Below are 13,698 nucleotides of genomic sequence, written 5' to 3'. Positions count from 1 at the left end.
CAAAACAGCCCGCGAGTTTACCTGATTAGCTGCAATGTCGCCATCGCTGCAGCCCCCGGTCATCGCCCTGTTGACACCGTCGATGACCGGGGGCTGCAAACCGCTGGCCTTACTGCGCCAGACGGAAGGTGATATAGCTGGCGCGCCCCTGACGAATCACCCGCATAGAGATGGAGCGATTGTCCGGAAGATCACTGGCGATCTGGGTAAAGGTCTCTACCGAATCGACCGAACGGTTGTCGAGGTTGGTGATGATGTCACCGGGGCGCAGCCCCACCATAGCCCCCGGGCCACGACTAACCTCACGCACCACGACACCGGAGTGAATATCCAGATTTTTCTTCTGGTCATCACTCAACTCGGCGACAGTGACACCAAGACGATTGGATGACGTGCTCGGCGCCTGATCGTTGCCACCAGCTGCAGCGACCGCATCATCATCCGGCAACGTGCCGATTTCCATGGTCAGGGTCTTGCGCTGCTTGTCACGCATCACCACCAGAGTTGCTTCGGCACCGGGACGCACTCGACCGACAGCATGCGGCAGGTCGGAAGAGCGAACCACCTCATGGCCATTGAATTCGAGAATGACGTCACCAACTTTCAGCCCACCCTTGTCCGCAGGACCGCCAGGCATGATTTGGGCAACCAGCGCACCAGCTGGCTTGGGCAGATCAAAGGACTCGGCCAGATCCTTGTTCACTTCCTGAATCACAACACCGAGCCAGCCGCGCTGCACGCTACCGTTGTCCTTGATCTGCTGCACCACATCCATCGCTACATCAATCGGAATGGCAAAGGACAGCCCCATGAAACCGCCGGAACGAGTGAAGATCTGAGAGTTAATCCCCACAACCTCGCCATCCAGGTTGAACAGCGGGCCACCGGAGTTGCCCGGGTTGATCGCTACGTCAGTCTGAATAAAGGGCACGTAGTTTTCATTAGGCAGGCTACGCCCCTTGGCGCTGACAATACCCGCAGTCACCGAGTAATCGAAGCCAAATGGCGAACCGATGGCCAGCACCCACTCACCGGGCTTCAGGTCGGCCGACTTGCCGATCTTGACCACCGGAAGATCATCACCGGCATCAATCTTCAGCAGCGCCAGATCAGAGCGCGGGTCCGCACCGACCAACTCAGCCTGCATTTCACGGCGATCAGACAGGCGCACAAAAATCTCGTCCGCATCCGCAACAACATGATTGTTGGTCAGCACATAACCATCATGGGAAATGATGAAGCCCGAACCCAGCGACTGCGGCGCTTCGCGCTCGCGCGGCGATGGCGCCTGAGGGAAGCTACGTTCAAAAAACTCACGGAACATCGGTGGCATACCTTCCAGATCCGGCATGCCCTGAACACCAGCCATCGGCTGGCTGGAAACTTTCTGACGGGTACTGATATTAACGATAGCCGGCGATGCCTCTTCCACCAGCTCAGTAAAGTCCGGCAAGTCCGCTGCAACCACCAGCGATTGCCACCCTAGAACCAGCACACTTGTCGCCGCAAGGGCCCAACGTCGAACAGACAGCATAAGTCTGATTACTCCTCACTTGTACTCAAGGACAATCCTGCAAAGGCATCAACCGTTCAGCCGCCCCTCCGGAGCGAAGGGCATCATCTGCCCGGCAGAGCGCAACACCTGCGGCATCATTTGCGGATCACGCTGCGCTCGCTGGCCATGCCAACGCACCACTGCAAAACCGGCAGCCAGGCCCAGTAGGGCTGCGCCGATCATGCCGGGCTCCGCCACGCCTGCAGCCTGCGCCAGCAGAGCACTGGCAAACAGTCCGAGCAACGGAACCATGTACACCCAAAGGGCGCCACGTACGACGGCGTCTTCGGGAATACCGATAAACACCTCATCACCAATCTGCCATTGCCGATCAGTCAGCGCACGAATAAAGCCGCGCTTGGCACCAGAACCTACCCTGGAGAGCAATGCCTGACCGCAACCTGCCTTGGCTGCACAAGAGCCACAGGTGCTGGTGCGCACGGTTTCCACCCACACAGCGCCTGCCTCAACACTCAAGACCCGCCCGCGCTCTTCAATCACTGCGCGATCTCCCCTGCAGAATGAGGAAAGGAGGCGGCTATACGCTCGGCCGTTGCCGGGGGAATCTCACCAACGATAGTTGCCAAATAGCCCGTACCATCAATCTGCAGGCGGCGGCTGACCGCTACCGTTGGCCCCAGCTGCGCCAGCAGATCCTCGGCCAACGCTCCTTCCCCGAGCGGCTCGACGAACAGGGTGAACCGGGCAAGCCCGTCACTGTAAGCCTGGCTCATGACCGGCGACTCATTACTGGCGAGAGCACGGACAATCGGCGCTCCGGCGGTAAAACCCGGCGGCAACCAGCCCGGCTCCCAGCCCGAGGTATCAACCAGCTTTTCGGGCTGCGGCTCGGCCACAGCAAGGCACCCAGGCCCCGCTTCCAGCTGATCATCGTCCAACTCGCCAAAATGCACATCCGTAAACTGGAAGCGCTCGAGCAGGACATTACGCTCGTTGATCAGCAAAGACTTGAGCAACATGCCGGTCTGATCATCGAGGTAGAGTTCGTAGGCGTAACGAAAGGAATCGCGCGGCTTCATGGCGACCACGGTCACCGGACGGTTGGCAACCCGCGTCTTGCCGAGCACATCAAGGGCATACCAGCGCTCGAGCCGCCCCGGATTCAGAGTGGCCGGCGCATCGCCGTGCCAACCGGAAACCGCCGCGAAGGAGCTGGCGCATTGCACCTGTCCATCCCGGCGAACCCACTCCTGGGGTTCGCCATCGGCGCGCAGCAGTCGCTCGGTGATACCGTCGTCATCAGCACGATGCCAAATATGATGGGTACTGAAACTGCCAGAGCGCTCGTAAACAAATGCGCCTGAGTAACTTTGCTGCCCTACTGCATCAACCATCCCTTGCAACCACTGGCTGGCATCGCGGGCCTGGGTCAGTGGCGAGATCAGCAGAGCTGCCAGGGAACAGCAGCTCAGCGTACGTCGACACCCGACCACTAGCGGCCTTCCATGCTGGCAGCTCGGGCGTAGGGAATCAGCTGCGGACTGGCTGCCTGCGCGCTGGCTTCGGCGTGCTCGCGCAAATAACGACCAATGCGTTGCTCATGCCAGGCCGAAGGTGCCTGAGCCGGGGCAAGTGGCTCTGCGCCCGCATTACCGGTCTGCGAATAGCCCGCCAGAACAGCGCCCGAACGCGCCGTCGGATTAGCCTGCAGCATGGAAGGCGCTGGCATGGTCGCAGCAGTCATCTGAGCGCCATTGGGCGCCTCGCCCTGATTGACCATACGTACACCAACCAGCACCGCTAGGGTGACCGATGCCGCGACCGCCACCCGACTGACGTTGCGCCAAATGGCCGAACCCGTCTTGGTCGCCGACGCTGCAGGTGCCATCTGCACGGCTGGCTCGTCGTGCAAGGCGGCTGCAATACCTGCCGACAGGTCGATCGAACCCTGCCACGGCTCCTTGTGCATTACCGAACGTGCCAGCTGATAGCGCGACCAGGTACTACGCAGCTCCGGATTCTGCTCGGTGGCCTGGAGAACACGGCGCACTTCCAGTTCGTCAGCCTCGTTGTCCATGAGCGCGGAAAGAGACTCCTGCAAGACTTCGTTTCTCATTGCTTTACCTCTGCTGTTGGCCCATTGGGCTCACTGCGTTGCACCCCACCTTGAAAACCTATGCCTCAAGCAACGGTTTCAAGGCTTTGTCGATTGCTTCCCGCGCCCGGAAAATCCGGGACCGAACTGTACCGACCGGGCAGTCCATCACGTTCGCAATATCTTCGTAGCTCAACCCTTCAAATTCACGAAGGGTCAAAGCCGTCCTTAAATCATCAGGCAACTGTTGCAAGGTTCGGTTCACTACTTGCTCGATTTCATCGCGCAACATATCGCGCTCGGGCGAGTGAATGTCCTTGAGAATACTGTCGCCGTCGTAATACTCCGCTTCGTCTGCAGCAATATCGCTGTCCGGTGGGCGGCGATTGCGCGCCACCAAGTAATTCTTCGCCGTATTGATCGCAATACGATAGAGCCAGGTATAAAACGCACTGTCTCCGCGAAAATTCCCGAGCGCCCGGTACGCCTTGATAAAAGCTTCCTGAGCGACATCCTGCGCTTCGTGACTGTCGTGCACGAAACGAGTCACCAGCGCGAGAATCTTGTGCTGGTACTTGAGCACCAGCAGATCAAAGGCGCGCTTATCGCCCTTCTGCACTCGTTCAACCAGCTGCTGATCACTCTGCCCGGTCATCGCTGAACCACTCTTCGAAGTCCGTGACCGGCGTTGTTATCGTAGACACAAGATGTAACCAAAAGTTCTCCCCTCACTCAGGTACAGGATTAGGAGCACGACCGATGAAAAAAAGTTCCCCTTTGAATGCAATAGGCCATCACTTTTATCAACCGCAGTGATGCCCGAAGCACTCCCCCATGGGTGGCAGTATTGTGAGGCACTCAGCTTCTATATACTAGGACGCCTCGCAAGCACTGAGTGCAATAAACGCAATGACTCAACAACGGCAATACGATGTATTGGTCATCGGCAGCGGCGCCGCCGGTCTGACGCTGGCGCTGCACCTGGCAAGCGACCTGCGGGTCGCAGTTCTGAGCAAGGGCCAGCTGTCCGAGGGCTCCACATTCTGGGCTCAAGGCGGCGTTGCAGCCGTGCTCGACGACACCGATACCGTTGATGCTCACGTACAGGACACGCTGATCGCAGGCGGCGGTCTGTGCCACGAAGATGCCGTGCGGCAAATTGTCGGCGACAGCCGCGATGCCATCGGCTGGCTCATCGAGCAGGGAGTACCTTTTACCCGCGAGCGCAGAGAAGACGGGAGCGAGAGCGACGACTTCCACCTGACCCGCGAGGGTGGGCACAGCCATCGCCGCATCATTCACGCCGCTGACGCTACTGGCGCCGCGATCTTCAATACCTTGCTGCAACGCGCCGAAGAGCACGCCAATATCGAGCTGCTGGACAACCGGGTTGCGGTTGACCTGATCACCACCCAGAAGCTCGGCCGCGACGGCAATCAATGCCTCGGCGCCTATATCCTGAACCGCTCGACGGGCCACGTCGAAACCGTTGCTGCGCGCTTTACCGTGCTAGCGACCGGCGGAGCGAGCAAGGTCTACCTCTACACCAGCAACCCCGATAGCGCCTCCGGCGACGGTATTGCCATGGCCTGGCGCGCCGGCTGCCGAGTTGCCAACATGGAGTTCAATCAGTTCCACCCTACCTGCCTGTATCACCCGAAAGCCAAGAGTTTTCTGGTGACCGAAGCGTTGCGAGGCGAAGGCGCGTTGCTGCGCCTGCCCAATGGCGAGCGCTTCATGCCGCGTTTCGATGAGCGAGCCGAACTGGCGCCACGGGATATCGTCGCCCGTGCAATTGACCACGAGATGAAACGCCTGGGCCTGGACTGCGTCTATCTGGACATCACCCACAAACCGGCCGACTTCATCCGCAGTCACTTCCCGACCGTGCATGAGCGCTGCCTGGCATTCGGCATCGACATCACCAAGGAGCCAATTCCGGTGGTGCCCGCAGCACACTACACCTGCGGCGGCGTGATGGTAGACAGCAGCGGACGCACCGACGTTAAACAGCTTTATGCGATTGGCGAAACCAGCTTTACCGGCCTGCATGGCGCAAACCGTATGGCCAGCAACTCACTGCTGGAGTGCATCGTCTACGGTCGTGCGGCCAGCAGTGCCATCCTCGACCAGCTGGCCAATACCAAGATGCCGGAGAATCTGCCCAACTGGGACGAGAGCCAGGTTACCGACTCGGATGAAGATGTGATCATCTCGCACAACTGGGATGAGCTGCGCCGCTTCATGTGGGACTACGTGGGGATCGTACGCACCTCAAAACGACTGCAACGGGCCAAACACCGGGTCGACATGCTGCGCGGGGAAATTCACGAGTTTTACAGCAACTACCGGGTCAGCCGTGATCTGCTGGAGCTGCGAAACCTCGCCCTGGTCGCAGACCTGATCATCCGCTCAGCCATGCTGCGCCATGAAAGCCGAGGGTTGCACTACACCCTGGACTTTCCGGCACAGCTGGACGAAGCGCTGGATACTATTCTGCAGCCGCCCAGCGCTGGCGACTGAACCGCAGCCGCAGTCGCAGCCGCCGCAGGCTCTCCTCGGAGGCAGCGTCTGCAGGCAGCACCACTGACACCGGGCACCAGCGACCTGGCTCACGCAGGCGCACCACCGTCAGCATTGCGCTGACATAGGTATCAGCCAGCAGCCGCGCCGCCGCTTCGGAGCCGTCACGGCGCAAGATATGCCAACCGTCACCATCAAAACGTAAACCGGTGACCGAGTGCGGATGACTCAGGCTGACCTGCCGCGGCCAGATCCAGCTGCAGTAAACCGCCACCAACAGCACACATAGCAGGCTCGGCCAAAGACTCAAGGCGCTGTGCACCACGCCGATACAGGCCAGCAGCGCCATCAGCGCCAACGCCAATGCCAGCCAGCGCGAAGGCTGGCGGCGCAACAGCAGAAATTCAGTCGGGCTGTACACGATCCAGAATCATCTCCACAATGCGTCGCAGATCCGGATCCTCCGGCTTGCCACGCTGCATGAACCAGCCAAACATATCCTGATCCTCACACTCCAGCAGCGTCTGATAGCGCTGCTGATCGTCCGCCTCCAGCGTCGGGTACACTTCCTGCAGGAAGGGCACCAGCAATACATCCAGCTCCAGCATGCCGCGGCGGCTGTGCCAGAACAAACGCTTCATTTCTATATCGGCCGACATCGGCAACTCCACAGTGAGGATTGAACTGCTTGGTAAAAGCCGCATTATAACGGCAAGCAGAGCCTGACAAGCACCTGCCCTGCCCCTATGATGTACCACCTGAACCAATGGAACAACGACAGGTATGACTCAACTACCCGACCTTGCCGATCGCTTCACTGACGACCGGGCAGACTGCGCCACCTGCGTCAGCTGGCTGAGCCACGAAGGCATCATTGCCGTTGACGGCGCCGACACCGACAAGTTCCTGCAGGGCCAGATCACCTGCGACCTTAAAACCGTCAGCGCTGATAGCAGCTCGCTGGGCGCCCGCTGCAACCCCAAGGGGCGTATGCAGTCCAGCCTTCGCCTTTGGCGCAGCGATCAGGGCGTGATGCTGAGCCTCGCTCACGAGCTGATTGAATCCCAACTGGCGGATTTGGCCAAATACGCCGTGTTCTACAAGTGCCAACTGACCAACCAGAGCGAGAAGTGGATCGGCTTTGGCGTCTGGGGCGAAGCGGCTGACGCTGCCCTGCAAAACTGCGGCCTCACTCTCCCGACCAATGGCGCAGTGGTGCACAAAGACAACCTGTTCGCCATTGGACTGCCAGGCGGCGCCTGTTCGCTCTGGGTCCCAACCGAACGCGCCGGGCAGCTACTCGATCAGTTGTGCCAATACGCCAGCCCGGTCAGCCTGAACCAATGGTTGTTGCAGCAAATTCAAAGCGGCGTCGGCCAAGTCACCGGGCCGACACGCGAAAGCTTTATTCCGCAAATGCTAAACCTCCAGCAACTGGGCGGCGTCAGTTTCCGCAAGGGCTGCTATACCGGCCAGGAGATCGTCGCGCGCATGCAGTATCTGGGCAAATTGAAGCGCCGCATGTATCGCCTACTGATGGCTGGCGAGGCCTTGCCCCCTCCCGGCACCGAAATCGTCGACCGCGACAGCGGCAAGGCTGTTGGCGAAGTCGTCATGGCCGCTCGTGGCAGCAAGGCGGTAGAAATGCTGGCTGTTCTTCAGAAGGATGCGGCACAATTGACCACACTGAGCGCCGGTGACAGCGACGGGCCACTGATCAGCCTTGCCGATCTGCCCTATGAACGCGAACTAACCACCGCCGAAGCCGAATAACACAGACTAAGGGACACGAGATGACCGATCTTGCCCAGCGCGTCCAGGACGAACTGATCCAGGCCATTGAAAAAGACCAGCTGGTGCTGCCGACACTGCCGGAAGTTGCCCTGCGCGTGCGTGAAGCCGCCGAAGATCCGGATGTCAGCATCCCTCTGCTGGTCAAGGAAATCAGCAACGACGCGGCCCTTAGTGCCCGCCTGATCAAGGTGGTGAACAGCCCGCTGCTGCGCAGCCGGCAGGAGATCACCGATCTGTCTATGGCGGTCAATCGGATGGGTATCACCTACACCGCCAACCTGGCCACAGGTCTGGCTATGTCGCAGATGTTCCAGGCGACCTCCGATGTTATCGATCGGAAGATGCGTGAAGTCTGGACTCGCAGTACCGAAGTGGCGGGCATCAGCCATGTCCTATGTCGCCATTACACCAAGCTGAAACCAGACCAAGCCACCCTGGCGGGCCTGGTCCATCAGATCGGCGTGCTGCCCATTCTGGCTTATGCAGAAGACAACTCGCAGCTGCTGCGCGACTCGATCAGCCTGAATCTGGTCATCGAGCGCATCCATCCTGTGCTCGGTGACCGCATCCTGCAGGCCTGGGACTTCCCGGAGCCACTGCGCCACGTACCGTCAGAGCATCTGGACTTCAAACGCAACTCACCGAGTGTCGACTATGCCGACGTCGTCCAGGTCGCGGTGCTGCAGTCACTGGCCGGCACCCAGCACCCATTTACCCAGATGGACTGGAGCGCCATCCCCGCCTTCGCCAAGCTGGGCCTGGACCCCGCCGGAGAACAGGAAGATGAAGACCTGTCAGCAGAAATGGAAGCCGCCATGCAGCTGCTCGCCTGAGTCAGCTGCGGGTCAGGCCTGAGTCACCGTCGCGTCCACTGCGGCGGTCGCTTCTCAAGGAAGGCATTAACGCCTTCAACGGTATCTTCCAGTTCAAACAGATCAACAAAACGCTCCCGCTCACGCGCCAGCAGCGTGTTGATCGGCTGGTCCCTGCCACCCTGAATCAGCTCCTTGCAAAAATGCACCGCCGCCGGACTCTGCCGCGCAACCTGCGCCGCAAGCCGCAACGCCACACCTAGCGCCTGTCCCTGCTCGACACACTCCTCTACCAGCCCAATACGCTCGGCACGCACGCCGTCGATCCGCTCACCGCAGAGAATCATCCGCTTGGCCCAGCCCTCACCAACCAGCCAGGCGAGTGCCTGCGTCCCACCCGCACAGGGCAGCAGCCCTACCCCCGTCTCGGGCAACGCCAGCTGGGCCTGGCGCTCGGCAATACGGATGTCACAGGCCAGTGCACACTCCAGTCCACCGCCCATGGCGTAACCGTTGATGGCCGCGATGGTAACCCCGGAAAAATCACGCAACGCCTCAAACGCCAAGCCAAACAGCCTGGCCATTTCCCGAGCCCGTGCCGGGTCGCCATCAGCAAACATCTTCAGGTCGGCACCGGCCGAGAAGAAGCGCTCACCACGCCCGGTGAGCACCAGCGCATAGATATCCGGGTCATCGTTGAGGTGGTTGAGCAGCTCCGGCAGCCCGTGCAGGGTGTCGGAGTCCCAAGTGTTGGCTGGCGGGTTATCGATGGTGACCAGCGCCGTGTGGCCGGCCTTTTGTACCACCAGCTTGTCGGTGCGCGGAACCAGCGCGGTGTAGGGTTGCAGTGCGTGTTCCATGACAATCTCCAGCAGTCTTCAGACAGTTACCGGGGAGGGTCTGGCAAGCTCCAGTTGATGGGTGCCAACCCCTTACTGACAAGATAGTCGTTCGCCGCGGAAAAGTGGCCGTTGCCAATGAACCCACGGTGGGCCGACAAAGGCGAGGGATGCACCGAGGTCAGCACACAGTGCCTGGCTCGATCAATCTGCTCCCCCTTGCGCTGGGCGTAGCTGCCCCAAAGCAGAAAGACACAGTTCTCGCGGCGCTCGTTGATGATATCGATCACCCTCGAGGTAAAACGTTCCCAGCCACGCTTGGCGTGCGAGCCCGCTTGCCCCTGCTCGACCGTCAGCACCGCATTGAGCAGCAGCACACCCTGTTCAGCCCAGGACTGCAGGCAGCCGTACGGCGGTATCGGCAAACCGAGGTCACGATTGATTTCCTTGAAGATATTCTGCAGCGACGGCGGCGTACGCACCCCCGGCGGCACCGAAAAACTCAAACCGTGTGCCTGCCCAGGGCCGTGATACGGGTCCTGCCCGATGATCACTACTCGCACCTTGTCCAGTGGCGTCGAGTTGAGTGCGTTGAAGATCAGCGGGCCCGGCGGAAAAATGACCTTGCCAGCTGCCTTCTCGGCCTGCAGGAACCGACGTAACTGCTGCATGTACGGCTGTTCGAATTCGTCCTGCAGAACCTCAAGCCAGCCTGCTTCCAACTGCACTGCCCGCTCGGTCATAGGTTACTCCGCCAGCGGCACAGCCTGATTGATGCAACGCACCACGCGGTCGCGGCTGTCCTTGAGCACCCCGGACAGCCCGTTCATGTTGCTGGCATGCAGCACCAGAACGCCGTCAACACATTCGGCCTCGTGCTTGGCCGGATTACGGCGCAGACTACCGGCCTCCTCCGAGCCCACAGTCACTACTCGATAGTCCGCGAGCTCCAGACCCTTTTCCGGATTGACGAAATTCAGATAGCCGTATAGGTGCAGCACGGCAACGGTGGCAATCACGGTAATGATGGCCGTGAGAATGATCGGCAGCTTGTTGACTTCCTGCGCTTGCGACATCGAATACTCCGATTAAAGAATGTTGGCGTAGTCTGCTTCGACCCGGTCCAGACTGAGGTTGTTCAAAAAGCCCGAAAAGCACATCCAGGCGCTCAGGGCGTTGAGGTCAGCAAAGGGCGCAGGCAGGTAGCGCGGCGGCACCACCAGCCCTTCGTCCACCAATTGCCCCAGGGTGCGCATGTCCTCCAGCGTGGTCTTGCCACAGAACAACAGCGGAATCTGCTGCAACTTGCCCTTGCGCACCGCCAGCTGAATATAGTTGTAGGTCAGGATAAAGCCCTTCAGATAGACCAGATCCTTGGTAAACGGCAGGCCATTACTGGCCGAGCCACGGAACACTCGACTGGTGTTGTTGTAGCTGTCGTCACGGGAATAGTCCTCATCCCGATAGAACTGAAAGACATCAAGAAAATCCCCGCCGGTTTCGGCAATCTGAATCGCCCGGGTCCGGTCGGTCAGTTTGCGCAGCCGCGCGGGATAGGAGTTGAATGTCAGCACCTCCATCAGGATGGCCAACCCTTCCTGGGTTACCGTCGAGGACGGCGGCCCCTTGGCCAAAAACGTACAGATCGGCTGGTGCTGGCCATTCAGGCTGGTCGCAACATGCACCATCCCCTCGTGCACGGCGAGAAGATTCAGATCACGCTGATTGAACATCGCATCACTGCGAATCTTGATGTAGTCAGCGCCCGCTGCAGCGTCGGCAACGATCCCATCGGACTCGAACACACGCACCGCCTGGTCGTCCGGAAACGCCTCGTTCATCCTCGCCTGCAGAATGCCTACGGCGTCCGGCGCCGCTATGGTCTTCGGTTCGCGCACCAGCTCGGTACGGGCGATATTCTTCAGCGACTCACTGAGCATGATACCGAGATCAGTCAGTGTCGGATCGCCTGCGTGAAAGGCGTCCGACGCCGCACCGTACAGCTCCTGCGAGATCAGGCCAAAATCCCGGGTGCCACGTGCTTCCAGCATACGGATGACCGTCCGGTACTCACGGCACATCCGCCGCATGATCTGACCGACCGGGTTGAAGCTGCCAAGCTGACGGGTGATATCGCGCTCGATATCCTGAAAGATCTGCCGCCGCTCCGCCGAATCAAAACCCAGCGGGCGTTGGGCGTAGTAGTCGGGATTGATATCAGGAAGCGCCTTGCAGCGCTTCTTGAGGAAGGTGTCGCGGATGTTGTCGTCCCACTTGATCGCATCCAAAACCCGAATCGGCGCCTGCGCCTCGACAATCCGATCAGACAGACTGCGGATGACCAGCTGATACTGCTCACTCTGTTTCACGGGTGGCTCCCTTTGGTCGCAGCTTCAAGCCTTAAGCCTTAAGCCTTAAGCCGCAAGCTACAAGCTACAAGCTGTCCGTGCATTCACGCAATCTCGCGGACTACGCGGACAATCTGATGCTCATCATAGTCCTAGACAACACGAACTACTTGCCGCTTGAAGCTTACAGCTTGCAGCTGGCGGCGAAGCCGCCTAGGCCGTTTCTGGCCGCATGTGCGGGAACAGGATGACGTCACGGATCGACGGTGAGTTGGTCAACAGCATCACCAGACGGTCGATACCGATGCCTTCACCTGCGGTCGGCGGCATGCCGTATTCCAACGCGCGGACGAAATCGGCGTCGTAGTGCATGGCTTCGTCGTCACCGGCGTCCTTCTCTGCCACCTGGGCGAGGAAGCGCTCGGCCTGGTCTTCGGCGTCGTTAAGCTCCGAGTAGGCGTTTGCGATCTCACGACCACCGATAAACAGCTCGAAGCGGTCAGTGACGCTCGGGTTCTGGTCATTGCGACGGGCCAGCGGCGATACTTCGAACGGGTACTCGGTAATGAAGTGCGGCTGTTCCAGCTTGTGTTCAACCAGCTCCTCAAAAATCATCACCTGCAGCTTGCCCAGACCTTCGTGACCAAGCACCTTGGCGCCGGCCTTCTTGGCGATGGCACGGGCCTTCTCGACGTCATTGAGATCGTCGGCGGTAATGTCCGGGTTGTACTTGAGGATAGAGTCATACACCGACAGACGCACAAAGGGCTCGCCGAAGTGGAATACCTTGTCGCCGTAGGGCACGTCAGTGGTGCCCAGCACCGCCTGCGCCAACTCGCGGAACAACTCTTCGGTCAGGTCCATGTTGTCGCGATAGTCTGCGTATGCCTGATAGAACTCGAGCATGGTGAACTCGGGGTTGTGACGGGTCGAGACACCTTCATTGCGGAAGTTGCGATTGATCTCGAACACCTTCTCGAAACCGCCGACCACCAGCCGCTTGAGGTACAGCTCCGGCGCGATGCGCAGGAACATCGGCATATCCAGCGCGTTGTGATGGGTCTCGAACGGCTTGGCCGCCGCGCCGCCCGGAATGGTCTGCAGCATCGGAGTTTCGACTTCCAGAAAGCCACGGTCATTAAGGAAACGGCGGATGTGCGCAATCACCTGCGACCGCACACGGAAGGTATGACGCGCTTCCTCGTTGACGATCAGGTCAACGTAGCGCTGGCGGTAACGCTGCTCGGTGTCGGTCAAACCGTGGTGCTTGTCCGGCAGCGGGCGCAGTGACTTGGTCAGCAGGCGCACGTCCTTCATATGCACATAAAGATCGCCCTTGCCGGAGCGCGCCAGGGTACCTTCAGCGGCAATGATGTCGCCCAGATCCCAGGTCTTGATCGCTTCCAGGGTCTCGGCCGGCAGGCCCTTGCGGTCAACGTAGACCTGCAGACGGCCAGAGGTATCCTGCAGCACCATAAAGGCACCACGGTTGAGCATGATGCGCCCGGCGATCTTGACCGGGATCGCCGCCGCTTCCAGCTCTTCCTTGCTTTTGCCCTCGTACGCTTTCTGCAGATCAGCGCACAGGCTGTCGCGGCGGAAGTCGTTAGGGAAGGCAATACCCTGTTCGCGGGCAGCGGCCAGTTTGGCCTTGCGCTGGGCGATCAGCTGGTTTTCTTCCTCGTGTTGGGCGTGCAGGTCTTGCTGCTGGTCGGTCATATCGATGAATCCCGGAAAAAATCAATTCGGTTGTTGGCCCGCAACGCGGGCC

General features: G+C 59.9%; 15 protein-coding genes. 3 read left to right on the top strand and 12 right to left on the bottom strand.

Annotated elements, in window-relative coordinates; translation table 11 throughout:
• Positions 1–109: 109 nt before the first annotated feature.
• The 5 genes from ACKPCU_RS06985 to rpoE are packed head-to-tail and all read right to left on the bottom strand — an operon-like array spanning position 110 to position 4,266.
• Positions 110–1,543, bottom strand: a complete 1,434-nt coding sequence (locus tag ACKPCU_RS06985) for a DegQ family serine endoprotease (protein ID WP_373289801.1) — start codon at positions 1,541–1,543, stop codon at positions 110–112.
• Between the two features lie 39 nt (positions 1,544–1,582).
• Complete coding sequence (locus ACKPCU_RS06980) at positions 1,583–2,056, bottom strand: SoxR reducing system RseC family protein (protein ID WP_321350922.1); 474 nt, start codon at positions 2,054–2,056, stop codon at positions 1,583–1,585.
• Positions 2,053–3,009: a MucB/RseB C-terminal domain-containing protein gene (locus tag ACKPCU_RS06975; protein WP_268236182.1), complete on the bottom strand. Its 957-nt coding sequence runs from the start codon at positions 3,007–3,009 to the stop codon at positions 2,053–2,055. The genes ACKPCU_RS06980 and ACKPCU_RS06975 overlap by 4 nt, the downstream gene beginning before the upstream one ends.
• Positions 3,009–3,632, bottom strand: coding sequence for a sigma-E factor negative regulatory protein (locus tag ACKPCU_RS06970; protein WP_104736926.1), 624 nt, complete (start codon positions 3,630–3,632; stop codon positions 3,009–3,011). The genes ACKPCU_RS06975 and ACKPCU_RS06970 overlap by 1 nt, the downstream gene beginning before the upstream one ends.
• Positions 3,633–3,690: 58 nt before the next feature.
• Entirely contained in the window at positions 3,691–4,266 is a 576-nt protein-coding gene (rpoE, locus tag ACKPCU_RS06965; protein WP_104736925.1) for an RNA polymerase sigma factor RpoE, read from the bottom strand.
• A 254-nt stretch (positions 4,267–4,520) separates the two neighbouring features.
• Between rpoE and nadB the strand changes: the two genes are divergently transcribed.
• Positions 4,521–6,134 (top strand): L-aspartate oxidase, encoded by a 1,614-nt coding sequence (nadB, locus tag ACKPCU_RS06960; protein ID WP_321350919.1) that lies wholly within the window; start codon positions 4,521–4,523, stop codon positions 6,132–6,134.
• Here the strand turns inward: nadB and ACKPCU_RS06955 are convergent.
• Both ACKPCU_RS06955 and ACKPCU_RS06950 read right to left on the bottom strand, forming a co-directional pair.
• Positions 6,103–6,555: a hypothetical protein gene (locus tag ACKPCU_RS06955; protein ID WP_321350918.1), complete on the bottom strand. Its 453-nt coding sequence runs from the start codon at positions 6,553–6,555 to the stop codon at positions 6,103–6,105. The genes nadB and ACKPCU_RS06955 overlap by 32 nt on opposite strands.
• Entirely contained in the window at positions 6,539–6,793 is a 255-nt protein-coding gene (locus ACKPCU_RS06950) for an FAD assembly factor SdhE (RefSeq protein ID WP_321350917.1), read from the bottom strand. The genes ACKPCU_RS06955 and ACKPCU_RS06950 overlap by 17 nt, the downstream gene beginning before the upstream one ends.
• A gap of 124 nt (positions 6,794–6,917) precedes the next feature.
• On the opposite strand from ACKPCU_RS06950, the gene ygfZ reads away from it, so the two are divergent.
• Positions 6,918–7,907 carry a CAF17-like 4Fe-4S cluster assembly/insertion protein YgfZ gene (gene ygfZ / locus ACKPCU_RS06945; RefSeq protein WP_321350916.1) on the top strand — a complete coding sequence of 330 codons (990 nt, stop codon included), beginning with the start codon at positions 6,918–6,920 and terminating at the stop codon, positions 7,905–7,907.
• Between the two features lie 20 nt (positions 7,908–7,927).
• Positions 7,928–8,761 carry an HDOD domain-containing protein gene (locus ACKPCU_RS06940; protein WP_104736920.1) on the top strand — a complete coding sequence of 278 codons (834 nt, stop codon included), beginning with the start codon at positions 7,928–7,930 and terminating at the stop codon, positions 8,759–8,761.
• 23 nt (positions 8,762–8,784) lie between these two features.
• Here ACKPCU_RS06940 and ACKPCU_RS06935 read toward each other — a convergent pair whose 3' ends face one another.
• The 5 genes from ACKPCU_RS06935 to lysS form a co-directional block, all read right to left on the bottom strand.
• Positions 8,785–9,600 (bottom strand): enoyl-CoA hydratase, encoded by an 816-nt coding sequence (locus ACKPCU_RS06935; RefSeq protein ID WP_104736919.1) that lies wholly within the window; start codon positions 9,598–9,600, stop codon positions 8,785–8,787.
• 26 nt (positions 9,601–9,626) lie between these two features.
• Entirely contained in the window at positions 9,627–10,322 is a 696-nt protein-coding gene (gene ung, locus ACKPCU_RS06930) for a uracil-DNA glycosylase (RefSeq protein WP_321350915.1), read from the bottom strand.
• A 3-nt stretch (positions 10,323–10,325) separates the two neighbouring features.
• Complete coding sequence (locus ACKPCU_RS06925; protein ID WP_104736917.1) at positions 10,326–10,655, bottom strand: hypothetical protein; 330 nt, start codon at positions 10,653–10,655, stop codon at positions 10,326–10,328.
• A gap of 12 nt (positions 10,656–10,667) precedes the next feature.
• Positions 10,668–11,948 (bottom strand): flavohemoglobin expression-modulating QEGLA motif protein, encoded by a 1,281-nt coding sequence (locus tag ACKPCU_RS06920; RefSeq protein ID WP_321350914.1) that lies wholly within the window; start codon positions 11,946–11,948, stop codon positions 10,668–10,670.
• Between the two features lie 192 nt (positions 11,949–12,140).
• Positions 12,141–13,646: a lysine--tRNA ligase gene (gene lysS, locus ACKPCU_RS06915; RefSeq protein WP_321350913.1), complete on the bottom strand. Its 1,506-nt coding sequence runs from the start codon at positions 13,644–13,646 to the stop codon at positions 12,141–12,143.
• Positions 13,647–13,698 lie beyond the last annotated feature (52 nt).

The sequence above is a fragment of the Halopseudomonas oceani genome (assembly GCF_963677335.1).
GTDB classification, from domain to species: Bacteria; Pseudomonadota; Gammaproteobacteria; order Pseudomonadales; family Pseudomonadaceae; genus Halopseudomonas; species Halopseudomonas oceani.
This window is presented reverse-complemented; position numbering and strand designations above follow the sequence as displayed.

What these genes read in the sequence shown, in the direction of transcription:
- ACKPCU_RS06940 (WP_104736920.1), top strand. Translation starts at nt 7,928, where the DNA reads ATGACCGATCTTGCCCAGCGCGTCCAGGACGAACTGATCCAGGCCATT.
- ACKPCU_RS06935 (WP_104736919.1), bottom strand. Translation starts at nt 9,600, where the DNA reads ATGGAACACGCACTGCAACCCTACACCGCGCTGGTTCCGCGCACCGAC.
- ACKPCU_RS06970 (WP_104736926.1), bottom strand. Translation starts at nt 3,632, where the DNA reads ATGAGAAACGAAGTCTTGCAGGAGTCTCTTTCCGCGCTCATGGACAAC.
- rpoE (WP_104736925.1), bottom strand. Translation starts at nt 4,266, where the DNA reads ATGACCGGGCAGAGTGATCAGCAGCTGGTTGAACGAGTGCAGAAGGGC.
- lysS (WP_321350913.1), bottom strand. Translation starts at nt 13,646, where the DNA reads ATGACCGACCAGCAGCAAGACCTGCACGCCCAACACGAGGAAGAAAAC.
- nadB (WP_321350919.1), top strand. Translation starts at nt 4,521, where the DNA reads ATGACTCAACAACGGCAATACGATGTATTGGTCATCGGCAGCGGCGCC.
- ACKPCU_RS06925 (WP_104736917.1), bottom strand. Translation starts at nt 10,655, where the DNA reads ATGTCGCAAGCGCAGGAAGTCAACAAGCTGCCGATCATTCTCACGGCC.
- ygfZ (WP_321350916.1), top strand. Translation starts at nt 6,918, where the DNA reads ATGACTCAACTACCCGACCTTGCCGATCGCTTCACTGACGACCGGGCA.
- ACKPCU_RS06950 (WP_321350917.1), bottom strand. Translation starts at nt 6,793, where the DNA reads ATGTCGGCCGATATAGAAATGAAGCGTTTGTTCTGGCACAGCCGCCGC.
- ung (WP_321350915.1), bottom strand. Translation starts at nt 10,322, where the DNA reads ATGACCGAGCGGGCAGTGCAGTTGGAAGCAGGCTGGCTTGAGGTTCTG.